Here is a 24670-nt window from a genome sequence, read left to right as displayed (position 1 = left end):
ATAAGTCCAGATGCGTTTAAGCGTGCTCACTTGATTTTTAGCACGTACGATTGGCGCACCGCTACCACGCCCATCCCACCAATTAGACCGACAAATGCTACTCCTAGCATGGTCAATCCCGTCGAATAAATATGTGATAAATCTTTCGTCATAATCCCATAATCCATAATGCTCGCCATTAGTGTAGTCTGAAGCAAATCCATAAACACTTCGAGCATCATCATAAGTAGTGCTACACAGACCACACCCAATATGGTCTTAAGTAACTCTTAAGTTTCCACATTTAATTTTCACGTAAACGCCATTCCAGCCGACACATTATCTACCTCCAATAAACTAATCAAATATTGACAAGGTACAAAGAATAGAACTATAATCTATACAATTCATATAAATATACTATGAATTGAATGATATTCGAAGTATCTACTCTTAATTGGGTTGTCCAGAAGAAGGAGTGTAAACACATGCCAAATGTTCAAACTTTCAAAGCAACTGCTCATTTACAAGATGGGGTTAAGGTTATTACAAAAGCAAGACAATTCGAGCTTGTCATCGACGAACCTCAAAGTCTTGGGGGTACAAATACTGGAATGAATCCTGTTGAAGCTTTGCTTGCTTCTTTAGGGGCCTGCCAATCTATTGTTGCCCGAGTTTATGCCTCAAAATTCGAGGTGGAACTTGAAGATTTCAAAGTTGACGTAGAAGGCGATCTGGATCTCGACGGATTTTTTAACCGTTCCGAAGTCCGTCCTGGTTATTCCGATATTCGATATACATTCTACATAAAGACCTCATCGCCTGCCGAGAAGGTTGAAGCATTCGTGCAATTTTTAGAAAGTAAATGCCCTGTAGGTGACACGATTGCTGCCCCGGTGAATCTTAAGCTGAATCGTATTATTATTGAGAATTAAACTTTTGTATATCTATAGTATCTAGGGCTGTAAAGTTGCATAAAGCAACTTTACAGTCCTTTTTCATTTCCCATTCTCCTCCATCATATAATATAGAGATAAAGAATATGGAAACTTATCTACCTCGGTTGAAGCCTACTACTCCCTTCTATACTCTGGATACAGTAAGGTGACAGATGAGCCGATGTTGCGCGCTAAAGATTATATTCAATCCAAAGGAGGGATTTGAAAAGTTACTAGCACCTTAACTAGAGTCATTCTCGCAGCTACAGGACAAAGCAAGTGGCCTTTATCGATCTCTTCGATTCCTCTAGAAGTTTTGCTATTTCCAGCTTATTTTCCTATTAACTATTTTGAGTTCTCTGGCTACTCAAGAGTGCATCTCACACCAATGCTTATAATGGCCGATCGACGTTTTTCGATCTCAACGGCTAATGCTCCTAATCTGTCTGATCTCTTAGAGACGCGAATTGAATCCGATGGGACCCTGTACCAGTTATGCAACCAGTACAATTCTTATGATGTTTGCATTGCTGGCTTTAGACTATGATCAGCAGCATCCTCTGATTGTGGAACGATGTCATCAGCCAGCGCTATGCCGATCACTTACATTCTTTTATCGCCTGCAGCGAATGCGGCATATACCATAATCATTCATCAGCTTCATTGCTCGATTTACTTTTTGGAGCGTGAAACCGAATATTCTTATTTAAGAAACAGGCGTGATCGTTGGCGGTTTCGGTGCCCTTTCCCAAGCATGGGTTACCTGCAATGTTGCTGCGTAGGTGATCAACGAAACGAATAGCGCTCCGGACAGTTCAATGATCTGTCCCAGGTCCATTCGTTCCAGAATTCCGTGAGCCGTCATCCCACAAATCGTCATGACAATTCCTCCCGCGCCCACCTTGAATACAATGCGAAAGTCAAAATATAATCCGATCGTTCCTGCCACAGATAAAAAATTCAGCAGTGTCAGCAGCAAGAGCCCCAGTCCAAACCCCATAGCAACTCCTTCGATTCCAATATTTGAACCGAGAACAAAGATCGCAATGACTTCAAAAATATTCGTAAGAATATGGTTCCACATGACGGTTGATGCTTTCCCCAAACCAAGCAGAATCGCTTGCAGTGGTGCTCCAAAATAATAAAGAAAAAATAAGGGGGTAATCAACCTTAGCAGCTCACCCGCTTCTGCCGAATGATAGATCAATGTCGTTAATGGTACAGCCCATATGTACAGGATGATTGTACATGGGAGACCTACAATGAGCGCGGATCGCATAGCCATATCCATCCGACTATGCATAAGCTTACTATTGTTGGTCACACTTGCTTCGCTGATCGCCGGTATTAATGCAGTTGACAACGATTGTGTGAAAAAGCTGGGGAGAAACAACATTGGGAGAGCATATCCCGCCAGAAGTCCGAATTGTTTAGTCGCCATCTCCACACCTACACCAAACAGTACTAGACTTTTCGTTATAAGCAGTGGGAGAAACGCATGATAGATAGAATGAATAAACCCGCTGCCAGTCATCGGTAAGCCGATGCGCAGCAGATCTCTCAACGTACTGTCACCTTTGGGCGAAATACTTGATGTAGGCGGTGGGGAGGTTTTGATCTTCCCTCGATTTGACCATTTGAAGACAGCAAACAAATAGAGCAATCCAAAACCTTCGCCGATAACGGATGCCGCCATAGCACCCGCAGCTGCATAGGCAATGCCATAGGGCAGCAAAACGTTGACAACACCGATAATGACAATGATTTGCGCCAAATTCTCAATAATATCGGAAAAGGCCAGCGGGTTCATGTTCTGTTTCCCACGAAAATAACCTTTCAATACAGCTGACATCGCAATAATTGGAATGATTGGTGTAATCGCGACCATAGCATAATACGCCCGCTGATCGGCTAAAAAAACCGATGCGATCCATTTGGAGCCAAATAGAGCCACTAAAGTTAGAATAATACTCAATGTACCCGTAATGCTTAAGGATACTTTGAGAATTCGCTTTACCCGCGCTTCATCCTGCTTAACCTCGGCTTCTGAGACAAGCTTCGAAATCGCAACAGGAAGCCCCAGTTCTGTCAGTGTAATAAATAAGGGAAGTAGGGGATGAGCAATCATAAGCAGACCTACCCCCTCGGCTCCCAAAAAACGTGCCAACAAAACTCCGTTCAAAAATCCGAGCCCTTTTGTAAAAAATGACGATACGGTTAAAATGAACGTGCCACGAATAAAGCTTTGTTTACGCATCCCCATTTCTAAGCATCTCCACCTATGGTTTGTCCTGGTTTTACTTCCTAACTTATTCGAACAAACTCAAGCACATGCAGAGAAGTAGTTATAAAGTATTAAATCTGCAAAAAGCCCGATACACCATAGGATCACTTCCCCATTATTTTTACTTAGAACAGTTGAGTATTTGAGAGCGTTTTTCGATTATTAGCGTATTGAATAACTTCTTCAACCCCATTAAGATTAATGAGTAGATTCTTAAGGAGTTCCACCTCTTTTGTACTATATACCGAAACTACGAAGATCGTTTAAATTTTTCATTAAAGAAATCTTTATATAAAATTCGGCTACATAATCACCAATTTGTTTTTCATTTTAATTTTATAAATATTATATTTAGGCACTCTATACCATCCTCATCTTTTTAAGTTACATTAAATTAAATAGGCACAAACAAAAAAGAACACAGCAACATAATGAAGCATGCTGCGGTGTTCTAGTTGTGCTTTTAATGTATTTTAATTCAATTAAGTGTATAAAATTATTTTCTCACTTGAAATGAAACAATTCTCATTTAAAATGAAACGTCACAACATGTGATATTGCAAAATAAGTGAGAAAATCGAGCTCAAAAAGCTTGTTATTCAACAATCCATATTTCAGATAAAGTGATAAAAGCATGAAAAATACTTTAACCAACTAAAATATTTTTCACATATAATGATAAAAAGAGCATTATAGGATTATGCATATCTTTTGCATAATATTCAGAGAATTCATGTCTATTTATTTTCATGCATTACATTGCATTATAATTCAAAGATTAGTAACTCCTGATCGCGTATTTAGAGAACTTAATGCTTTGGTGGTTCTGCTTTTAAAGTAACAATTTCATATAAAAGATGTTTGAACAGAGAAGTATCGACAGAATTAAAATTCATTTAAACAGTAAGTGAACCATCCCCATGCATGAAATAGTTCCCGAGCAAATTCGTGAAAATCCGCTCTGCTGCATTCTGCTCCGCCATAACCAGAACAGGCCGCTCCGTTAGCCGCAGCTCAGGCTCCTCCTTCGGGTGAAATCCTCAATGAAGGGTGAACAGGTTCCGCTTCAGGACCTCCACCACATCAACCAGCCGCAGCTCCAATTCATATTCGGGATTCTGCAGCCTGGTATACAGGAACAGCCCGTCCACCAGCTTGATGATCTGCTGTAATCCTCGACTGGGCCAGCCGCACGTACCGTCCCTTTTCCTACCCCACCTCCGTCCGCAGAACCAATTGCTTCCTGATTCTTGCGGCTGAACTGTTCCCCCATCCCGGTCTGGCGGCTTAACAGGTTGTTGCATTCACGGACCAGCCTGCCGATCTCCTTCGGCTTCAGTTGGGTGACTATACGGTTACGGGATTCATGCTCCATGATAAAAGAGAACTGGCTGCTGATCTGCTGGACTTATCTCCGGTAGTTCAGCAGGTAGAAAGTCTGACCAATCAGCAGCAGGAGTCCTTCCAGGATAAAAAGGATACGATCACTTCCTTTCATATGACCTTATTATATACGAATTCAACATAGGGATTCAGCGGTATTGCTGCAGCTTATGCATTCAAATCAGGACCACCCGTCCAACGGGTGGTTTGCTCTTGGGGTATAACCCCTTGTTGCCAAACTGCGCCTAAAGACACTAGCCTGACAGCAATTCTGTTCAAGCTATTTCTTTTGGTTTCTTTTATCGCTAAATGGATTTTCGTATTCTTTTACACTCAGTTAATCTATCGCTTGATCATGTGCCTCTTGTTCACGGATGTATTTCGCTACTGTAGCCTCATTTAGACCCACCGTACTTACATAGTATCCTTCTTCCCAAAATTTCCGATTTCCGTATTTATACTTGAGCTGAGCATGCTTTTCGAATATCATGAGCGAACTTTTCCCTTTTAAATATCCCATGAATGTTGAGACCGCAATTTTCGGCGGGATCGCCACCAGCATGTGAACATGATCGGGCATCATGTGCCCCTCTAGAATTTCAACTCCCTTGTACTTACATAGTCGTCTAAAAATTTCGATCAGATCTTTCCTCACTTGATTATAAATTTCTTTCCGTCTATACTTCGGGGTGAACACGATATGGTATTTGCACATCCACTTTGTGTGAGCTAGGCTATAGCTCTTGTTTGCCATCTTTGACCATTCCTTTCGTTTTGAGCCTGAACATCTCAATTCTATCGGAATGGTCTTAGTGGTCAAACCCTCGTTCCCTCCACCCGCATAGCGGGTGGTTTTTTGTTTCGCGCGTTTCACGCACTCAACTGGCTAAAGCCATAAGAAAAAGAGCCCTTCTATGAAAAGAACTCTAATTTAAATACACTTGTCTATAATTTTGACCCAAACAACTACTTTATTAAATTGATCTATCCATAACAACTAACAACCTTTCCGATAATTCTTTATCTTCCTTGTAAATAATTTGTATTGTGCTTTGCATAGTAGTGATTATTGATTCTTTTTTAGTAAGTTGATACTTAAGTGCCAAATTACTATTTATTTGTGCTAAATTAGATAACTTTAAATATGATTCAAAGCAGTCAGCAATATTACCAATAAATTTATTTTCTTCCATATACCTCAATCTTTCGCACATTAATTTATACCTAATATATAATAAATAGAATGGCCTTACGTCAATCCGGTTTTTACCTTGGCTTTGTACGTACTGTAGATGATCTAAGATGATGTTAAATACATTTAAACCAAATGTTCTAAATGGATGAGGAGGTTCTTGTTGCCTGTATTTCTCTGATGAATTAGTGCAATTAACATATTCAAGGATTTGATTTCTAACGTTAATGATATCAAAAGCATAGCTCGAATCAGGTTTATATTTCCATAACTCAATGTGCTGGAGATGGTCAAATGTTTTCTCATATGTACTGTTTATCGCTTCTTCGATTTCCTTAAAGGAAGCGGTAAAAGATGAGTATTTCCCCTGAATAAAATCAGATATGAAAAATATTCCCTGCCCATGATCATAACCATATAAAAATATTTCATGATATTTGGTAAGTGTTTCTGAATATCTGGAAATTTTCGAGATATCGGCTACCAAATAGATATAATTCTCAGCTCTGATGCACTCAACAATAAAATCAACGAAATTAGAAAACCTTTTAACTATTTGTCTACTTATGCTGTTTCGCTCTACAAAGGGACAACTGGTAGTATGGGTTAGACCATTATTCAAATAAAAATCAGCAAACGTTATCTCTGGTCTTACATCCATATATATTTGTATATAATTACTATAAATCCATGGGGACCAATCTGGATGATTAAGAATAATTGATTGTAAATTAGCATGCCAATTATAGACTGAAAAATATGGTTGAACTGTCGGTAAAACAATGCTTTCAGCCATTTGTATATTCTCCTTTATTTTGTTGATTATAAATTATCAACGCTCAAAATCCCTATAGTTAGAATATCATAACTTGTATTTTTCCGTTTTCAATAGATGCATAATTCTCCTTCTTTATCTATATAGTTCGAACTAAACAAACAACTGACTAGAACCTGACACAGAGTTGGTCGATGATGGTCAAAGGCACTAGTACTATTAGTCGAGAAAGTGGAGTGCCTCCATGTAACAAAAACTCAACTTTACCGACTGTATTTTTTAAATTTGATTTAAAAACCATCGCCTATCGTGTCCCATCTCTTCTGGCTTTTTTATACGAAAGCTTATATCGAAACTATCATTAATGACTTTCGAGATGGCAACAAGTATCGGTTTCAACTTATCTACATCATATAATTTTTTTTCCTCTGAAAAGATAATAAATTCAAAGCCCCTCGTGCTTTTTTGAATAAGGTTAATTTTCCGAATATCTGAATATTCAGGCCCAGAAATTCCACGAAATAGATTCGTAAACGACGAAGGGGATGTCAATCCGCGCTCCGTTGTGATCCAATCGTAGTTTTTATAATTCGGGAATTTTATAACTGGTGAATTTCTCTTACAATTACAATAGCTTGATGGATATAATACACCTGTAATACCAAGTTTGTATCGAATAAGTGGCATGCTATAATTATTTAAACCAGTCATGATTACTTCTCCACTTGCGCCATAAGGAAGCGTTCGACCGCTGCTGTCGACGATATTAACCATCACTTGTTCATCTGCAATATGAATCGACTTTTCTTTACAGGAATAACCGATAACCCATTGTTCATGATTTCCAAACACATTGGTCACTGGACAATTAAATACTCCCTCAATTGCTTGCCTTTGCTTATAATTCATTATTTCAGATCTGGTTTCAATTAGTTCAAGATTTTTAGTTTCCAACTTGGATTCAGAGCAAATTTTAGCCAGTCTTGCTATAATGCTTGGAGGACCAATTAATATCTGGGATTTATGCTTTACAATTGCTTTCATTTGCATTTCCAATGCTTCATCATTAATCTCTCTAAGCGAAAATTCTAACAAGTCCGATCTTACATTATATTTAACAATCTCTTTTATACTTGCAGAAAATACGGCTATCTTCAGTCTTTGTGGTAATCCCTGCAGATGCTTTCTCCGTTCGAGTGTGAGCTGCATGGCGAGTCTTGTGCTTTCCAAATTTGACCTTACGATCTTTAATGGCAATCCTAAAACTCCCATCAAGATTTCATTCTCATCACCTTGTTTAGGCTCCAAAGATAGATTATATTCATTCTTGTGTGCAGTATAAGTGTCTAATAGTGGGATACTTGAAAAGTGTTCATAGCTTATTCGTGGCGAAATACGATTAAATATTTTATTGTAGTAAGATATATTGGTTTGAGAATACTCCAATAACTTGTTTACTTTCGCAATCGAAATGGGACTATCCATACAACCACTCTTTCTTGTATTCTTCTGTTTTTTAAACATTTACTTAATAAATCATATAATATTCCATTTAAACCAGTGCAATTGCTCAACGAAGAATGAAAAGCATGCTTATTATCAAGTTTCAGTTACCGATAAGCTTCATATCCTCACTTATTAGCAAATTAAGCATTAACCTCATTTTATTTATATGAAAAAATTGCTCTCTTTCATATAAATCAGATAAGAGTATTACCCTAACTCCGATATCATGATACCTTTTAATATATTCACTTACCTTTTCGTAACTTCCAACCAAATACGGATTGTTGTTAATTCCGCTTCGATATGCCCCCATCCAGAATACTCCATCTGTAACTTCATCTGATTTTGCTAAGTTAGACATTTGTTTGTTGTTTTCGTTCATTTGCAATCGATTTAATACAAGCGCTTTTAACACGCCCACTCTAGAAGAAGGAAACCTTACTTTTGCAACCTCCCAAGCTTCTTCGTCAGTAGTTCTAGCGATAATTCCAATTCGAATACCCACTCTAAGGGAATTATCCCTTAGATGCTTACAGTATTGGTCATAAAATGTATTAACAGGAGTTGGCCTAGCAAGAGCAACATCAGCAAGACGATTTGCTACAAGTATACTAGCCTCAGAAGCACCTGGCACAAAGATCCCAGGAAACGCATTTACGGGCAATCTTGGTTCCATTCGAAAATTATCGTAAGAATAGTACTTCCCCTTATAAGTAATACGTTCCTTTGTCAAAAGATCTTTCAATACATCAATGTACTCTTGAAGTCTCTCATAACGATCACCGTGATCCAGAACGTCTACGATTTCGCGTAGTTCGTTTAAATTATTCCCTGTTATAAAATTCAAATTCACCTTTCTGCCATACAAATTATGTAGACTTACTATAGCCTTCGCGATTGTATGTGGTGGAAATGCATTAGGTTGAATAGCGATTAACGGGATGTTATTTTGGGTATTCTGAATAACTGCAGATGCTATGATCAATGGATCAAGCGTGAAATGGTTATAGTAAATCAGGGATCCCGTAAAGTTGAATTCATCGGAAAGTTGGGCGATCGTACTAACGAAATCGTAATACCCCTCAAATTCAGAAGGAACAGAATGTGATGGACTTGGGACTTGTGAATAAAATTGGACTTCCATATAGTGTATCCCCTTATATGTAATAGATATGGAAATATAAAAAATTAGTTTACATGTGAATAAAATGTCTTCATTTTACCGGAGGGTAGAGGAGCTATTGCATCAACATAATGGATATTTACATTAACAGGCTTACCCAGCCCTGACTGAATAATTTCTTTCAACAACGTGCTCACATGCTCTGTATAAGAGTTATTTCTGACAACGAAAAAATCAAATTGATCCTCTGATAATTGTTCAACGCGGAATGATTCTATACAGTTATGGCCACTTTCAATTACATCATTTACTACGCGTTTAAAAAAAATATCCCCTAAAACCTCCCTACTACCTCTTATAATATCCCCAGTTCTCCCACCATGTAATTCAATTACCTGTGAGCTTTTACCACAATCGCAATTCTTAACAGTTAATTTTCCTAGATCATGAGTGTTATATTTAATAAATGGCATTGCTTTATTATACAAGCTCGTGATGATAAGCTCATTTACTGATCTTTTATCTACTTCAAAACTTGGTCCTAACTCGACAAAAATATCTTCTAGCACGTGAATGTTCCCAAAATTACACTCATAACCAATACACCAACTTTCCCGAAGTCCATACTGATTGGTTGTTTTACAACTAAAAATTTTTTCGAGATACATCCTAATCTTGGGATCTGCATATTCTCCAGCCAATTCGATAAATTTAATACTTTTATTTTTGTATTCTAAAACCCCTTTTTCTACTAGCTTGGCATATTCCTCAAGGACAGATATTGGACCGGAAATCCATCGCGGAGAGAGCATCTGTAAATTATTGAAACAGTTCTTCATATTCTCTATTTCAAAATCACAAAAGTCGCCAATTTCATTATATGTTTTAGCTCCAACAATCGGAATGAAATTATCAATATTCACATTTACATCCCAGCGCTTTCTTTCCTTCCATAGGGCAACAGACGCTATAACACGTTCTTTCTCGGTTTTTATACACTTTAGTGGTGTTCCTGTAGAACCACTTGTAAGCTCTTGCAATAAACCAGTTTGATTCTGAGAGATATAATCACTATAATTCTTATTGATATCCTTTTTCGTTATAATCGGTAATTTATCAAATTCATCTACACTTGAACCTTCTTGACTGACTTTTATACCAAAATTATTAAACATATTGTGATAATATTTATTATTATCATTCAAAAAAACTAATAATTCTTTTAGCTTTTTCTCTTTTTTCTTATCAATCAACACGATAGTCAAATTAACACCATCCCGTTCTATTTTTTTATACTAAAATCAAATCATAATTATTTTGTCAAGACCGCGCGTGGTATAAAAGAAGATACGGTTTCGCTAATGTATTTAAGTTCCGGTTCTGTTAGGCCAGGGTACATGGGTATGGATAAGACTTTTTTTGACACCATGCCTGAAATTGGGCAATGACTGACAGTTTCATTCATTGCCGACAAGTAATCTTGGACACTATCTTGTAAGTTTATTGACAACGGATAATAGATGGATGTACCAATCTGTTTTAAACTCAAGTATTCTATCAGTTCATCCCTATATTCTGTCATTATTGTAAAGGCATTATATACATGTTCGATGTTCTCTCTATTAAACGGTAATTGAATAAATTCGTTTGAGATATGTTTTTTGTAGAATTCGGCATTTGACCTTCTTTTCAAGTTCATACTATTAAGCTTCTTAAGCTGTTCAAGTCCAATAGCCGCTGCCATCTCCGTCATTCGGTAATTGTAACCGGTAACCTCATGCATATATTTCTTTTTAGAACCATGATTAATTAGGAGTTTACATTTTTCAAAAAGTTCCCTACTATGAGTAACGATCATCCCGCCTTCTCCAGTTGTCATATTCTTCGTAGGGTAGAAACTGAAAACACTTACATGTCCGAAGCTCCCTACCGTTTTCTCCTGAAAAGTAGCACCGTGAGCCTGACAGCAATCTTCAATTAAAATGAGCTCTTTTGATACTACAAGATCCATTATTTCATCCATTTGACAAGGCTGACCAAATAGATGTACTATAAGCAAGTATTTCACATTTGGGTACTCGATTAATTTTTCGCGTAGTTTCTCTGGAGAAATGTTAAATGTTTTATCATCAATATCAATAAAAACAGGAATTGCTCCACAATAAATAATAGCATTAGTTGTTGCGATAAAAGAAAAGGGCGTTGTCAAAACAATATCACCTGTTTTCACTCCCGCCGCTTTAAGAGCGACATGCAGTCCGGCTGTCCCATTGCTTGTTGCCGCCGAATATTTGTAATCAAAATGATCTGCAAATGCTTCCTCAAAAGCATAAACATTATCCCCCTGCGCTAACTGTCCGTTACTAATAACTTTTGTTACTTGCTGAATTTCACGCTCATCAATCGAAGGCTTTGATATTGGAATCAAGCAACTTCCCCCTTACATTTTTTTGGAATAGTTTTAGTACTCTTAAATCATTAATATCAAATTCCCCCATGCTAAATATTTCTGAGATAGAAACAAATTTTAAGTCTTTAGTCTCTGGACTATCCAATCGAATATTACCATAATAGGTATCTGCATAATAAATTGCTGTTACAAAAAAAACCTGATCTCCGTTCGGATATTGATAGAAGAAATCTTTACCTGAATAAACATTAATCAATTGAAGTTCACCAAGCTTCAATCCAGTTTCTTCGTAGAACTCTCTTCGAGAACATTCTTCTAGAGACTCCCCTAATTCCATGAAACCTCCTGGTAACCCCCACATATTATTATCTATTCTGTGTTGAATTAGTATTTCACCATTGGTATTATTTAATATCACAGCAGCTCCTGGTAACAATAATGCTTGACTGCCAACGTACTCTCTCAAATATTTTATATAATCAGCCATTTCTTCCTCCAAAACGACACCGTAAGTATCACATATTATTCAACGCTCTACTGCTATGTTTAATGTGGATTTTTTGGAGTTCTTTTTTTCCTAAATTGCCACAACCTAATTATGTTTCATTAAGGAATATTGTTATAGTATTTAAAGAGTATTTTCCGTACACTCATATGCTTACCCGCAGCTACAAGTATATCGGCAGGCGGTGTGAATGACGGATGGAGATCGTTAGTGAACTTCTCATAAAACGAATACATATCGTTCTCAATTACGTCGTGCCAACCTGCTTGGATGCGCCAATCTGTTTCATAACCGGTAGCAAGTGTGTGTTCTACCGTCTCTTTAATAATTTCTTCACGAGTATATGGTTGAATCGGAGCTCGTACCGGATTAAACATTTTAAGGTCTGGATCAGCCTCTTCACCACAAATTAACTTAGTCATTTCTCGAGCCAAATACGGAGATAACGTTAATCCATCACGGTAAGTCCCTGTCATAATCCAGAGACCACTAAGACCGGTTTCACCGAGGAGGGGATACCCATCAAGAGAAACTGGTCGATTACCTATTTGAATACGATTCAACTGTCCGTTATACAAATCACGTCGAATTTGCCGATACCCAGTCTCAAGTAGAGATGCAACATTACCTATCTTAGGATATTCTACTACTTTAGGAGCGATCGCATTCGTAGCACCAATATAAACCTCACCCTTCTGTCGCGGGAGTACATGTAGACCACATGCAAATGCTCGATTAGGTGTTCGAATCACACTGTTAGGCGTAGATCCGTCGGCAGTACTTATTAAAGCAGAAATACCACGCCCACTAACTAATCTTGGTATATGCGCTGCAATTTCGGGTACGCTGTTAAGCAACTCTTGAGATTTAACTCCAGCAGCTAGTACGATTTTATTACTTACTAAGCGTTCGCCTGAATTCAGTACTAATGCATCAACTTGACCTGCATTACTTTCTAATCGTACGCCGGATTCAGTAATCAATTTACCACCAAGCGATAAAAAGGATTTCTCTAATCTTTGTAAAAGATTAATTGAATTAACTGCATGTTCATTTGGAATATAAATTGATCTTCCTGGCCTCGATAAGGGATAAGGATCAAGCCATTCGACATCCCTGGGATCAATATCTTCAAAAGGTTCTCTGTAATGTTTTAATGAGTCACGGATTGCTTCAAAATTGATATCATCAACTTTGGAGTAACCAATTGCATTTAATATGACAACGGTACCATTGGCAACACGAATGTTAGTATTACCTTGATTATCTTCCATTTCATCTAACCAATTATCCCACAGACTTAAAGCACGTACTGCAAAATCATGCTTCATACGACCATACTCATTTTTAAGTAGTGAGGATGTTACTTCGCCGAAACACCCCAGCATTGCACCTGCGGCTGTCGAAGCTGCCCACGGCCGAGCAGATTCGCCCACTAACGCAACTCGCATTTTTTTTCTTGCAAGCGTAAGTGCCAAAGAAAGTCCTAAAATACCATTCCCAACCACAACAACATCAAATATATGTTTATTATCCATGGTGTCCCTGTCGCCTCTTTTCATCCAAAGTTAATTTCCTAATTTAAACATTAAAATTACAAAAACCTTTCACTAATATTCTCCGCTTCATTATCAGTACATAGTTTTATATTGGTCCCAATGGAACGAAATGAAGATATAACGTCTTCAACTCCACGTTCGAGATGTTCGACACCCGTTATTCTAGTAATTCCATCCGCCATTAGACCTGCAAATATCATACATAATCCTGCTCGTATATCAGTTGTATGGACCAAAGTCCCTTTTAGTTGTTTCTTTCCATTAATAAGAGCGCTAGATCCGCTTATTTCGATGCCAGCACCCATTTTATTAAGTTCAGGTACATGGCCAAATCTATATGGGTATACATTATCAGTTATGACGCTTCTTCCGTTTGCCATAAGCAAAAGTGAAGTAAGAGGTTGCTGCAGATCAGTTGCAAATCCAGGATACATCTCTGTCTGGATTAGTGCGGAGTTCAAATCTTTTGCTTGATGGGCAGTAATAAAATTTTCTCCTCTTTCAATTTCAAGCCCTATCTCCTTTAATTTAGCCAGGCTGGCCTCCATATGTTCGGGTATTACGTCCATTACCGTTATGGGACGTTCAGAAATTCCTGCAATCATCAGAAATGTACCCGCCATCAATCGATCTGGGATAGCGGTATAGTCACATCCACCTAATTGTTGGACTCCTGTTACTTTTATTGTATCTGTACCTGCACCCCTAATTTTGGCACCCATCTTATTGAGAAGATTCGATACATCTACCACCTCGGGATCTTTTGCTGCGTTTCTCAGAACGGTATTTCCCGTAGCACATACCGCAGCAAACAACAGATTCATTGTGGCTCCCGAAGTAATAACATCAAAATAAATCTCTGTTCCAGTTAATTTGTTAGCATTTATAACATAATGATCCTTGTGGATGACAATGTTTGCGCCAAGCGCCCGAAATCCTTTAATGTGCTGATCAATTGGTCTCGATACAAAGTCATCTCCACCAGGAAATCCGATTTTCACTGCTTTAAATTTTGCGAGGAGAGCACCAATAAAATAATAAGAAGCCCTGTATATCGAAGTCTTATGCACATCTAGATTCGCATGATCAATATTTCGCGGGTCAAGAGTGATTGATCCGTTTAAGTTTCTTGTTATCTTGACACCTATATCTTCCGCAATGCTACAAGCCACCCTTACATCTTGAATGTCCGGTATGTTCCTCAAAATTATTGGTTCATTTCCTAGACAACACGCTGCAATCAAAGCTAGTACACTATTTTTAGCTCCCAGTATTTTAACCTCGCCTCCCAATAGTTGTGTCCTTTGAACTTCAAGCCATCTCATGAAGAATCCTCGCTTTCGAATTGAATTTAGCGGACGGGAAATTGGTTAGATTAGTTAATTTACTGCATTCTTTACCTGCATATCAAAGCCAGGAGCTATCCTGGATAGATGGTTTAGACAGACCAATAATCGATGCATTTCTCTTTCCCCCTGAAAATTTGTTCTCCCATGTAGAATTCGATCATTTTTGATGAGATAGCCTTGGTTCTCTTTAAGCCTTAGCTTAAATGCCCTCTCTTTCATCACTTGAAGTAACCGCTTCACTGCATTATATGTGTTACTTGAAAAATAGCCTAGCTCATCAAATCTGAACCGTATCGAATAATTCCCATTAGATAACCTATTGATCATCGAACCGCAATATAGTTCATCTGCACCACCAAATATAACAGATTTATTTTCCAATATTTGGTGGTACTCACTCTGGTATTCCTTACTCATGATATCCAACACCTCTTTACCATCGACAAGAAACGTTTCACCGCCAACTAAGGCTTGTTTTTTACAGACAAAAAACATAAGTTCTGGAGGGGATTTTTCACCGCTTCTATCCGTATGTAAAGTCAACTCCGCATTCGAAAGTCCTTCGTAACCTGCGGTTATCTCTTCATACCCTCTGTCATTTACAACGGTTATTCCATCAGCGTCAGAGTCTCTATGCATAAATATTGCTCCGAATTTTTCAGCAAAATTGATCAGTTGCTCCCTAGAATGAATATTTTCGAATGTAACTAGCCCAAATCGGTCAAGTTTTCTAGAAATATTCTCTACTAAAGCTGCCTGTGTAATATCTACAAAGTATTTATTGAATAATAATTCTTCATGAGTCATTGCCATTGCTCCCTAGTATTTTGATAATATCTAACCTGTACTATTTCCTTTTGAATTACTATACTATCCTGAATTTCTTTCATTCCGGATAGTTTAGAGTTGCTCATAATAACACATTCATTTACTACACTGCCTGTAATCACTGTATTATCTCCGATTGTTACATTGGGCCCTATAACACTATTCTCAATGTTACATGATGCACCAATAATGACAGGGTGAATTATGAGAGAATTGTTGATTATCGAATCCGTTGCGATCGTTCTTTGTTCTTTCGTATTGATATCTTGAAGATAGAGATTATTCGCTTCGAGTAAGCGATTAATATTTCCCACGTCAATCCACCACTCATTAAACTCATGCGCTGTTACATTATAATTTTGCTGAATCGCCTTATTAAGCGCATCTGTAATTTCTAGCTCTCCTCGATCCGACAGCTTTAGGTCGTCAAATAACGTTTTACACGAGTTCTCAAACGCAAAAACGCCTACTACCGCTTTATCTCCCTTTGGATGTTTAGGTTTTTCCTCAATGTTCAGGACGTTGTTGTTCTCCGACAATTCTAGTACACCGTAATCTTTTGGATTGAGCACTGTTTTTACTCCAATTTGTACCATAGGTTTGTTCGACAAAAAACTGGTGACAAATCCCTTCAAAGACTCACCAAACAAATTATCAGCTAAATATACTAGAAAGGGACTGTCTCCAATAAAGTCCAAAGAGATTTGTATTGCGTGCGCAGTACCTCTGGGATCCATCTGTTCAATATAAGTTATCTTTGCAGATTCCTGCATTGTATCAATTATACTTCTATATTTCGAAACTTCGTCATTCAGGACAATTCCAATCTCCGTTATCCCTGCTTGTCGAATTGACATCACGGCATGCTCAACTAATGTAATATTACCAATAGGGACCAATGCCTTAGGGATTTTTTTTGTTATGGGTTGCAAACGTTTCCCTTTACCCGCACACAATAATAACGCTTTCATTCCATCACCATTATTTGCAAATTTTTAAATCGCCATCAGATCACTGTTCTGCCTATTTACTGCTGTCTGTATTTTTTCAGAGAGGAAAAGAGCATTAAATCCTTGAGTACCATCTACAGTCGGCCGAGATCCACCTATTACGGATTTAAGAAAGTCATCAATTTCAAGTGTCAACGGATCTACAGAACTGTAATGATCTGATATATTACGAGTCAATCCATCTTTTTTATTAAAACAAGAAATTTTTCTATTGAACAAGTCGATCTCAATAGTTTTGTTATGAAACAATAATCTCCACTGCCTCTTCCGCTGTTCGGAGGCTCTGCTTGAAGTGACATTTATCAGCATTCCGTTTTTTTCAACTAATTGAGCATTGACAACATCCGTTTTGTCTGAGAAAACACTTATACCATATGCTGATTTTAGTACTAATCTATCCTCAAACAGATGCACTAATAAGTCTAAGTCATGTATCATGAAATCCATAATGACATCAACATCAAAAATTCTAGGGTCGTAAGGACCTTCCCTGTGTATTTCTATAAATAAGGGTTGCTCTCTTCTAATAAGTTCACATAAACTGTCAACGACTGGATTAAATCTTTCAATATGACCTATAGCAAGAATGACATTGTTGACTCTAGCAGTTTTTATAAGGTCCCATGCTTGACTGGTTGTGTAAGCCATTGGTTTTTCCAAAAGAACGTGCTTTTTATTCTCCAGGAGGAACTTGGCCAATTCATAGTGTGTAGATGCAGGTGTAGCAATACTTACCGCGTCGACATCGTCTAGTAAATAACTTAAATCCTTATAAACGGGTACACTAAAAGCGTCCCTCAGATCTTTTAATTTAGCATCATCTTGTTCTACTATACCGATTAATGAACAGTTTGGCCTAGAAAGGTACGTGCGTATATGCCTTTGTCCCATAAACCCTGCTCCAATAACCCCAACATTTAACGATCTCATTGCTATCCTCCTCGATTTACTAATTTAGTATCGTGCAATTAAAATTTTAAGTTGCCTTCTCTACCAAATGATATATTTTGAAATAACAACATTCTGGTGTATGAGTTCAGTTCAAATGTATGAGAAGAGCTGGTCTATACGTAATATTTATCACATTAATCCGTTGATCAGCAAATCATTATGTAATATTAGATAGATTCTGTAAATGCAATCATTATATTTAAGTTCCCAAAATTCAAGCGTGTGTCGAAAAAGATAGAATTATGGATAATAATGTTGCAAATAAATTTTATAGTGAAAGGTAGAACTGAGACCCTGTGACTTTCATTACAAATTTATTTCGTTTAAATTGTTGGGGCTTAAATTTAGAGACCCACGGTTAACTTCTAAGTAACCTATCTCCACAGCACATTTAGCCATTGGTTTTTTGCGAATTCAATCTCTTCAGTGTTAAGTATAAATTTCAATGACTTGAAAATTATTTTAAATTTGTACTTGCAGTTCAAGAGTGTTTTCTGTTATATTTTGTAATAATAATTAACTTAGGGAGTTCAACTTGGATCACGAAACATTCAAGATGACTTCATTTTTCTCAGTAATATGGCATAAGCATTTATTACCGAATAATTTAAAGTGGGAATTTTTTAAACCGACTTTAAACAAAATAGGAGGATAAGTATTGCATGAAAACCACGATTTGCTCTATTCGTACTCAAGAATATTTAACTCCACATTCCTTCATAGATATAATTAATCCTGAGAACCAACTGGTATGCATTCATTTTTTATTCGGCGCAGTAGTGCAATTAAACCATCAGAAATATCCTGTTTCTTCTGGCCAATTGGTCATCGCCAACCGTATTAAAATTGTAAATCCTACAAAAGATTTAGGAAGATATCGAATTGCCATCTTCCAAATTAGAACCGTGCTCTTTAAGCATAGAATTAAAGTATTCCAACAGAGGGAATGTGATATAGACCAACAGAGGATTATAGATAAGTTCGAACATACTTTTGATAAGTTTGAACAAAATCCAAAAATGAATTGTGTACATCAACTCGAAAACATACTTGATGATTTAATGATACAGCTTAAACCATACTCAGAAGAAAGCACTAATACTAACAGAATTATAGTGAAACCTATTGTTAAAAAAATTGATGCAAGACTCTTGCTTGTTCATCGACATATTCGAAATAATTATTGTAAACCATTGACTTTAAATTGTCTCGCAGATCTAATAAAGTCCAATCCTGTTTATTTAAGCAACACATTTTCCAAAGTATTTCGCATCTCACCAATGAAATTTCTACAGTCGGTAAGAATGAAAAAGGCTTTAGAATTTTTGAATACAGATTTGCCAATAAAAAAAATTGCTTCTTCTATTGGCTATATTTCTACCTCACAATTCTCAGATATATTTAAGAGATACTACGGACAGACACCACAGGAATATCGGAAACAATGTATTCTTCTAAACTATTCCACTGTGGCCCTAAATTAAGCGCTAATATTTTATTGTACTAATTAATGATAAAGAGGTATACTTTTCTGTACCAAAATAAGTCGGTATTTCAGTTATCCCCAGGCGCTTCACATCCTGAGCAAATTGAATCCCTTTTCAGTGAAGGAGTGCCTCAAGACACCATCAGTTCTACAAACAGTTATCTATAACATTAACGCGGTGTCGTCTTAAATTAATTACATATAAATAAGACTGTCGAGACTTTCTCGACAGCCTTATTTATATGAGCAAGGGTATTGTAGCTAATTAGGTTGTTTTCACCCGAATCATGTTATAGACATAACGGTTACTGTCAACTGGATTGCTTTTTGGATTACCAATTTGCATTTGGATTGATCCCGCTCCGTCCATCATAATCAAGTTTACAGCATTCAAACCGAGATCATCCATGATATCTCGCATGAACGGTACGCTCCCCTAACCTGCGATTAGGTATCATCGCTGTCTTTCCAAGCCAAGATAGTTCTTGGAATTGGACAGATAATATTCAAGTTCTCCTTTGATTAAGGACCCTCCCCAACTCTCGAGACTGTAATCATTCCTCAAATCAACATCTCTACTACTTATTTTGGATAGTATTGATAAACCTCATTTACGTTTTTAATATACAAATGTGTGGCTTAGAGTGAACCGTTCATATCTCGATAAAACACAGTTGTCTTTCTGGGGATTTCGTTACCATTTACCTCTGGGTTAGACAAATAGTTCTTTTTAACAGTCCTACTTTCATAGGTAACAGTCTGGTTTTCTTTAAGCTTGTTTTAGTTTTTATTTCTAACAAATCGCACGACCTACACTAAATTGTATGGGCTAGGGCTTGATTAAATTAGTGAAGTTAGCATTATAATATTTCATTTCCCAATAGAAAGATCTACTTAACAAAAAGCGCTTATAACTAAACATCCCTTTGTAGCTTAACATCACATTCTGATGTTTTTGCAGTGACGTACTCTATATAATTCACAGAGCCGTTATAGTCCAAATAAGCTTGGTAACGCATGCGGATTGAAGGTAAAGTGATCAAATCCAGAACCTGTTCCTTTGGAACCCATCTGCACTCACTAGTTTCATCAGAAGTAGCCAACTCTCCACCCACAGCTTTGCACAAAAAATCAAACATGACCTTCGTAGGAACATCCGTCACACCGTCATACCACTTATGTATTGCTGTATTTGAAACAACGCTAATCAAATAGCTAACTGTTGCATCTATTCCACTTTCTTCTTTGATTTCACGGATCACTCCATCGATCAGATTCTCTCCAACTTCGGTTATTCCACCGGGATACACCCAACCATCATCATGGGCTTTAACTAATAGGATATTTCCATTCCCATCTTCTACAACTCCCCCTGCCGATACAATGTGCGTCGGAAACTCCATTAAATACCCTCCCACTATAAATGCTCTTGTTTAAACACTCGTTCTTAGATTTTCAGCCGTGCTTACCCTCCCATGTTACGCGGGGTCTCTGCCCTTACATTCCTTCGTTCGGCCTCTCAAGAGGTGGACGCCGTTTCTTGCTCCTTTACAAGGTCGTTGCCCTTATGGATTTGATTCCTGCGGCTGCTCCGTACTTCCTTTGTCTGTCCATGCGCATAACCGTTTAGATCCCGCCAACGTCACGACTGCCACGCCCGGCACAGTGAGCATCTCCTTTGTTCCCGGAATTAGCGCCAGCAGACGTACAACCTCGGTCAGAATGTCTTCAAGTTGTCTGTCGAACATTTCATACTGCTTCAGAAGCGTCTTGATCTCGATTTTGGGTGCCGGGAGTCCTTCGGTCAGACCGATGGAACGTCTCGCCGTTTCGATAAGCTGCGCTCGCTTTGCGCCTACAGCTCGTTTCACATCTTTCTTCCACCGTTGGACAATGGCTTCTGTACCTAGTTCTATGACTTCACCCGGTGTGGGAAACTCACTCAGCGCGTAATGAGCGATGCCTTCCTTCCCAGTCTTTAAAGACCTGCATATATTCTGGAAAGAAGCGATCCAGCCAGTTCTGCACCCGTCTTTGCACCTGTCCGAAATTCTTCTCCCGAAGATTCATGAGAATTCGCAGATCTGAATACATATTCATCGGTAGTTTCGGTTCGCTGTACTTCCCATTTCGAACCAAATCGGCAATAACTTTTGCATCTTTATAGTCGTTTTTGGTTGCGAGTTATCTTCCAGTTCTTTGGTACATGATGCGGATTGACAATGACTAAAGGAATGTCTTGGCCTCCCAAATACTCCGCCAGGGTAACCAGTAATGTCCGCTGAGCTCAATGCCGAATAGGACGTCACTCTTGGCATGCTCCTGCTTAAGCTCCTTCATCCACTGAATCAGTTACTTGAGTCCGGTACGGGTATTGGTGAACCCACAATCCATTCCGAGTTTGATCCCCAAAAATCAATGGCGCGGGCCATAGGGGTTTCTTTAGCTATGTCTGCGCCTACGACAAGGGTCTTGCCTGTTATTCGTGCAATTCGTTGATTCTGTTTCTTCGATTGCTTATACTTCATGATAGAGTGCCTCCTGTGCTGGAATAGTTCTTTGGACGGAACGTTTCCCAGTATACAGTTGGAGCTTTTTTATTCAAACCTCAAATTAATTCATTACAGGAATGGCTCCTAATATAGTTAATCAGATTTAACACTCTTCATTGTACTTTCCTGTTTCTATAGAAATATATGCTTAAAGCACTCAAATAATGCTTGAAAATTCATTTTTTTCTTCTGTTCCTCCTGAAACTAACATGGTTATGAACCAAAATAGTGTTTGACAGAAGGAAAAGTTATTTCATTTATTACTTGAAGCTAAACAATTTATTTCCCAAATCACTACTAGCTGCATCGCATCACTAAACTACCATATCTAGCATTTCGTTTCAACCTCTTCGAAGATCTTTGTACTTTTTACCGACGCATTGTATAGGTAATAGCCCATGCAGATGGGGCTCAATGCTCAATCTCCTTTCACTGTTATCTCAATTTATGCTTATCGCTATCAATATAGACAAGACACAAACAAACTTCATAATACCAAATAAACAATAAAAAAACAAAACCTGCCAGCTAAGGGAACTGGGCCCCACTTGTGAGACAGATATCAGAGAGCACCTTGCAATTTTAAACAGCCTGTCTTAGAAAATTCATCCTAAATTTCGAAAGTAACTGTACGTAAAAACAAAAAAAGGGCTAGTTTCTTTGGTAGAATGGTGTTTATCCAGAACACTACGCCCAAAGAGAGGAGCACCTTTTAGGTGAAGTCTACCACATCTATTTCTAAAATCAAGACCGAATTTCCCCTGACTCAGTCGACCAGCATCGGAGGAAGCAAGTTCTTCCTGGATGATCTCAAAAAAATCAAACTGCGCCAGGTGCTGCGCACCTTATCCAGAGGCAAAGCCCGCAATGCGCTGTTTCCCATACCCCACATTCTACTGTATCTCATCATCGGCTGGGTCTTGGGCTGTGAGCGTCTGTTTCACTTTCGCAGATGGCAAAAGGATTCCCTGCTTCAGCGTTTTCTCGGCGGGCGCTGTCCACACCACTCCTTGCTGTACAAGGAACTGACTCGACTGGCCAACATGAATCCCCATGTACAGAAGCAACTTCGGCTCGTGAACCTCGAAGTGATTCGGCCGGCTCAGCCCTCCAAACTCATTCTTAATTTGATTCCACCGTGGAGACGGTATATGGGAATCAGGCAAAGGCGGCCAAAGGGGTGAATGCCCATAAGCCGGAGCGGAAAAGCTACCATCCCTTGCTGGCTTTCGAGGGACAATCCCACCTCTGCCTGAATGCCATGCTCCGTGCCGGAAACGTTCACTCGTCCACGAATGCTTCTACTTTTCTGGAAGAGACCTGTGGCCTCCTGGGCCAGCACTCGGTCCAATATGCCCGGTTTGACAAAGGCTTTGGCGGCGAAGACTTCTATTCCTTGTGGGAGAAACGAAAGATTGGCTATGTTGGCAAAATGAAATGGACGAAGCGTCTGTCGGCTGAAGTGGCCTCTTGTCGGTACTGGACACGTTACATCGACGAAGACTGGATCATTGAAGGCATCGCCCTGTGGTACCAAGCGACCTCCTGGACGAAGCCCCGGCGGGTCGCCGTGATCCGCAAAGCCATGGTCGTTCAAGACGACCAAGCGTGTTTACTGCTGGACACGGATTGGCAGTACGAAGCCATTGTCACGAACCTGGACTGGGAAGCGATCGACTTGTGGCGGTTTTACAACCAGCGCTGCTGCATGGAAAACTACATCAAAGAAGCCAAGCGTGGATTTTCCATTGAAAAGATCGCAGCCGGTTCCTTCGAAGCCAATGAAATCGACCTCCTCACCAAATTGCTGGCGCATAACCTGTATGAACGCTTCAAACGAGATTGCTGCGAACCCATTCATTTCGGTTATACGGTGGCACGGTTCCGTCTGGAATTCTTTCAGTGCGCGGCGACGCTGGTGAGTCACAGTCGAACTACCGTACTCAAACTGACGAAGGAATTTACAAACCCCTACGCTTGGAAACGGATGCAATCTAAGATCGCCCATCTAGAATGAAGGTCTCTAAAATTCAACATAGAAATTCAGATTCCCGGAATTCTGGGGTGGGGGGTCCTATAAGCCGGCAAGCCATTTCGGAAAATTCACTCTGTTAATACTCCCTTATTTCGAGTAGCCAGTCTCTGGCTTCCTTGCTATTAAGCGCTTTCGAAATTCAGGTTCATGTGAGATTGGTTATTTAGTTTCGCTTTAGTAAGCTTGAGATCATTATGAAGCAGCATATATGTCCTCACTGGAAGCTGTTCCATCGTATTTAAAACCAAGCATCCTGCTTTTCCGCTATTCTGAAAGCGACAGCCCCTTCGTTGTCCACGTCTCTAACTGTGTCTTATTTCCTATCGTATCCCGAGCTTCTTCATAACTTTTTTACGGGTACCTAAACTCCTTTCTAAGGCTTTCATCTATATTTCCACGGGATAACTCACTCTGGTTGCCAATACAAAAACACCTCCCAGATGATTTCCCTATCTTACGAAAAGGATTCATTCTCTTGAAGGTATTTTGATTTGTCTCACGTTATTGGCTCAGTTTCTAGCTAATTGCTCTTCTTTTAATTATTGATATTTAATCTGTAATCGATACTATTATCTTCACTGTAAACAAGCCACTAACGGTTGGTTAAAAATTTTAGATTGAAGTCCTTCCTCATATTCCTTAGAATAAATTCAAGCTTAGCCTGAGAAATGAATTAGGATACAAAACAGATTTTTAATTTGAGAATAGATTCCATTGAAACAGGTCTGCCCATTCAAACAAAACCAGAACGCTTTCATAATAAGAGAGTAAACGATACAAAATGTGACGCTCATCTCGATTGGAA

The 24670-nt window shown here is 38.6% G+C and carries 20 protein-coding genes and 3 pseudogenes; 5 read left to right on the top strand and 18 right to left on the bottom strand.

The genetic code is table 11. The features are described 5' to 3' along the window. Positions 1-26: 26 nt before the first annotated feature. Positions 27-224 (bottom strand): hypothetical protein, encoded by a 198-nt coding sequence (locus KDC22_RS11780; RefSeq protein WP_211723144.1) that lies wholly within the window; start codon positions 222-224, stop codon positions 27-29. 243 nt (positions 225-467) lie between these two features. On the opposite strand from KDC22_RS11780, the gene KDC22_RS11775 reads away from it, so the two are divergent. Then, a complete protein-coding gene (locus KDC22_RS11775; protein ID WP_173137679.1) occupies positions 468-914 on the top strand; it encodes an OsmC family protein in 447 nt (148 codons plus the stop codon). Positions 915-1080: 166 nt separating this feature from the next. Continuing rightward, positions 1081-1464 (top strand): annotated as a pseudogene (locus tag KDC22_RS11770) (hypothetical protein); the annotation flags it as partial. A gap of 159 nt (positions 1465-1623) precedes the next feature. On the opposite strand, the gene spoVB reads toward KDC22_RS11770, so the two are convergent. After that, positions 1624-3180 (bottom strand): stage V sporulation protein B, encoded by a 1557-nt coding sequence (spoVB, locus tag KDC22_RS11765; RefSeq protein ID WP_211723143.1) that lies wholly within the window; start codon positions 3178-3180, stop codon positions 1624-1626. A gap of 1061 nt (positions 3181-4241) precedes the next feature. Further along, positions 4242-4505: a hypothetical protein gene (locus KDC22_RS11760; RefSeq protein WP_211723142.1), complete on the bottom strand. Its 264-nt coding sequence runs from the start codon at positions 4503-4505 to the stop codon at positions 4242-4244. Between the two features lie 35 nt (positions 4506-4540). On the opposite strand from KDC22_RS11760, the gene KDC22_RS11755 reads away from it, so the two are divergent. Continuing rightward, on the top strand, positions 4541-4729 hold the full coding sequence (locus tag KDC22_RS11755; RefSeq protein WP_211723141.1) for a hypothetical protein: 189 nt from the start codon (positions 4541-4543) through the stop codon (positions 4727-4729). Between the two features lie 192 nt (positions 4730-4921). On the opposite strand, the gene tnpA is transcribed toward KDC22_RS11755, so the two are convergent. From tnpA to KDC22_RS11695, 12 genes are all read right to left on the bottom strand, one after another. After that, positions 4922-5338, bottom strand: a complete 417-nt coding sequence (tnpA, locus tag KDC22_RS11750; RefSeq protein WP_211724005.1) for an IS200/IS605 family transposase — start codon at positions 5336-5338, stop codon at positions 4922-4924. A gap of 220 nt (positions 5339-5558) precedes the next feature. After that, positions 5559-6572, bottom strand: a complete 1014-nt coding sequence (locus KDC22_RS11745) for a hypothetical protein (protein WP_211723140.1) — start codon at positions 6570-6572, stop codon at positions 5559-5561. Between the two features lie 258 nt (positions 6573-6830). After that, entirely contained in the window at positions 6831-8036 is a 1206-nt protein-coding gene (locus KDC22_RS11740) for a phenylacetate--CoA ligase family protein (protein WP_211723139.1), read from the bottom strand. Positions 8037-8157: 121 nt separating this feature from the next. Further along, positions 8158-9201, bottom strand: a complete 1044-nt coding sequence (locus KDC22_RS11735; RefSeq protein WP_211723138.1) for an LLM class flavin-dependent oxidoreductase — start codon at positions 9199-9201, stop codon at positions 8158-8160. A gap of 44 nt (positions 9202-9245) precedes the next feature. Continuing rightward, positions 9246-10445 (bottom strand): phenylacetate--CoA ligase family protein, encoded by a 1200-nt coding sequence (locus KDC22_RS11730; RefSeq protein WP_211723137.1) that lies wholly within the window; start codon positions 10443-10445, stop codon positions 9246-9248. Positions 10446-10492: 47 nt separating this feature from the next. Next, on the bottom strand, positions 10493-11608 hold the full coding sequence (locus tag KDC22_RS11725) for a DegT/DnrJ/EryC1/StrS family aminotransferase (RefSeq protein ID WP_211723136.1): 1116 nt from the start codon (positions 11606-11608) through the stop codon (positions 10493-10495). After that, on the bottom strand, positions 11580-12077 hold the full coding sequence (locus KDC22_RS11720; protein ID WP_211723135.1) for an NUDIX hydrolase: 498 nt from the start codon (positions 12075-12077) through the stop codon (positions 11580-11582). Before KDC22_RS11720 ends, KDC22_RS11725 begins: the two co-directional genes overlap by 29 nt. 119 nt (positions 12078-12196) lie before the next feature. Beyond that, positions 12197-13633 (bottom strand): NAD(P)/FAD-dependent oxidoreductase, encoded by a 1437-nt coding sequence (locus KDC22_RS11715; protein WP_211723134.1) that lies wholly within the window; start codon positions 13631-13633, stop codon positions 12197-12199. Between the two features lie 56 nt (positions 13634-13689). Then, complete coding sequence (murA, locus tag KDC22_RS11710; protein ID WP_211723133.1) at positions 13690-14979, bottom strand: UDP-N-acetylglucosamine 1-carboxyvinyltransferase; 1290 nt, start codon at positions 14977-14979, stop codon at positions 13690-13692. Positions 14980-15033: 54 nt separating this feature from the next. Beyond that, positions 15034-15810: a TauD/TfdA family dioxygenase gene (locus KDC22_RS11705; RefSeq protein WP_211723132.1), complete on the bottom strand. Its 777-nt coding sequence runs from the start codon at positions 15808-15810 to the stop codon at positions 15034-15036. Then, the gene (locus KDC22_RS11700; protein WP_211723131.1) at positions 15807-16802 is read right to left on the bottom strand and encodes a sugar phosphate nucleotidyltransferase; all 996 of its coding nucleotides are present in this window, start codon (positions 16800-16802) and stop codon (positions 15807-15809) included. Before KDC22_RS11700 ends, KDC22_RS11705 begins: the two co-directional genes overlap by 4 nt. Before the next feature lie 24 nt (positions 16803-16826). After that, positions 16827-17771, bottom strand: a complete 945-nt coding sequence (locus KDC22_RS11695) for a Gfo/Idh/MocA family protein (protein WP_211723130.1) — start codon at positions 17769-17771, stop codon at positions 16827-16829. Positions 17772-18454: 683 nt separating this feature from the next. On the opposite strand from KDC22_RS11695, the gene KDC22_RS11690 reads away from it, so the two are divergent. Continuing rightward, the gene (locus KDC22_RS11690; protein ID WP_211723129.1) at positions 18455-19276 is read left to right on the top strand and encodes a helix-turn-helix transcriptional regulator; all 822 of its coding nucleotides are present in this window, start codon (positions 18455-18457) and stop codon (positions 19274-19276) included. Positions 19277-19543: 267 nt separating this feature from the next. Here the strand turns inward: KDC22_RS11690 and KDC22_RS11685 are convergent, their stop codons facing one another. The 3 genes and pseudogenes from KDC22_RS11685 to KDC22_RS34025 all read right to left on the bottom strand — a co-directional run. Next, positions 19544-19699: a hypothetical protein gene (locus KDC22_RS11685; RefSeq protein WP_211723128.1), complete on the bottom strand. Its 156-nt coding sequence runs from the start codon at positions 19697-19699 to the stop codon at positions 19544-19546. Positions 19700-20192: 493 nt separating this feature from the next. Next, positions 20193-20681, bottom strand: coding sequence for an NUDIX hydrolase (locus tag KDC22_RS11680; protein WP_211723127.1), 489 nt, complete (start codon positions 20679-20681; stop codon positions 20193-20195). 228 nt (positions 20682-20909) lie between these two features. Then, positions 20910-21806 (bottom strand): annotated as a pseudogene (locus tag KDC22_RS34025) (IS110 family transposase); the annotation flags it as partial. A 740-nt stretch (positions 21807-22546) separates the two neighbouring features. Between KDC22_RS34025 and KDC22_RS11670 the strand changes: the two are divergent. Beyond that, positions 22547-23847, top strand: a pseudogene (locus KDC22_RS11670) (IS1380 family transposase). The last annotated feature ends 823 nt before the right edge of the window (positions 23848-24670 follow it).

It is taken from the genome of Paenibacillus tritici, assembly GCF_018207515.1.
In the GTDB taxonomy this organism is placed as follows: domain Bacteria; phylum Bacillota; class Bacilli; order Paenibacillales; family Paenibacillaceae; genus Paenibacillus_AQ; species Paenibacillus_AQ tritici.
This window is presented reverse-complemented; position numbering and strand designations above follow the sequence as displayed.

Coding starts and splice junctions, on each gene's coding strand:
- KDC22_RS11780 (WP_211723144.1), bottom strand. CDS start 224: ATGATGATGCTCGAAGTGTTTATGGATTTGCTTCAGACTACACTAATG.
- KDC22_RS11775 (WP_173137679.1), top strand. CDS start 468: ATGCCAAATGTTCAAACTTTCAAAGCAACTGCTCATTTACAAGATGGG.
- spoVB (WP_211723143.1), bottom strand. CDS start 3,180: ATGGGGATGCGTAAACAAAGCTTTATTCGTGGCACGTTCATTTTAACC.
- KDC22_RS11760 (WP_211723142.1), bottom strand. CDS start 4,505: ATGCAACAACCTGTTAAGCCGCCAGACCGGGATGGGGGAACAGTTCAG.
- tnpA (WP_211724005.1), bottom strand. CDS start 5,338: ATGGCAAACAAGAGCTATAGCCTAGCTCACACAAAGTGGATGTGCAAA.
- KDC22_RS11745 (WP_211723140.1), bottom strand. CDS start 6,572: ATGGCTGAAAGCATTGTTTTACCGACAGTTCAACCATATTTTTCAGTC.
- KDC22_RS11740 (WP_211723139.1), bottom strand. CDS start 8,036: ATGGATAGTCCCATTTCGATTGCGAAAGTAAACAAGTTATTGGAGTAT.
- KDC22_RS11735 (WP_211723138.1), bottom strand. CDS start 9,201: ATGGAAGTCCAATTTTATTCACAAGTCCCAAGTCCATCACATTCTGTT.
- KDC22_RS11720 (WP_211723135.1), bottom strand. CDS start 12,077: ATGGCTGATTATATAAAATATTTGAGAGAGTACGTTGGCAGTCAAGCA.
- KDC22_RS11715 (WP_211723134.1), bottom strand. CDS start 13,633: ATGGATAATAAACATATATTTGATGTTGTTGTGGTTGGGAATGGTATT.
- murA (WP_211723133.1), bottom strand. CDS start 14,979: ATGAGATGGCTTGAAGTTCAAAGGACACAACTATTGGGAGGCGAGGTT.
- KDC22_RS11705 (WP_211723132.1), bottom strand. CDS start 15,810: ATGACTCATGAAGAATTATTATTCAATAAATACTTTGTAGATATTACA.
- KDC22_RS11700 (WP_211723131.1), bottom strand. CDS start 16,802: ATGAAAGCGTTATTATTGTGTGCGGGTAAAGGGAAACGTTTGCAACCC.
- KDC22_RS11695 (WP_211723130.1), bottom strand. CDS start 17,771: ATGAGATCGTTAAATGTTGGGGTTATTGGAGCAGGGTTTATGGGACAA.
- KDC22_RS11690 (WP_211723129.1), top strand. CDS start 18,455: ATGAAAACCACGATTTGCTCTATTCGTACTCAAGAATATTTAACTCCA.
- KDC22_RS11685 (WP_211723128.1), bottom strand. CDS start 19,699: ATGCGAGATATCATGGATGATCTCGGTTTGAATGCTGTAAACTTGATT.
- KDC22_RS11680 (WP_211723127.1), bottom strand. CDS start 20,681: ATGGAGTTTCCGACGCACATTGTATCGGCAGGGGGAGTTGTAGAAGAT.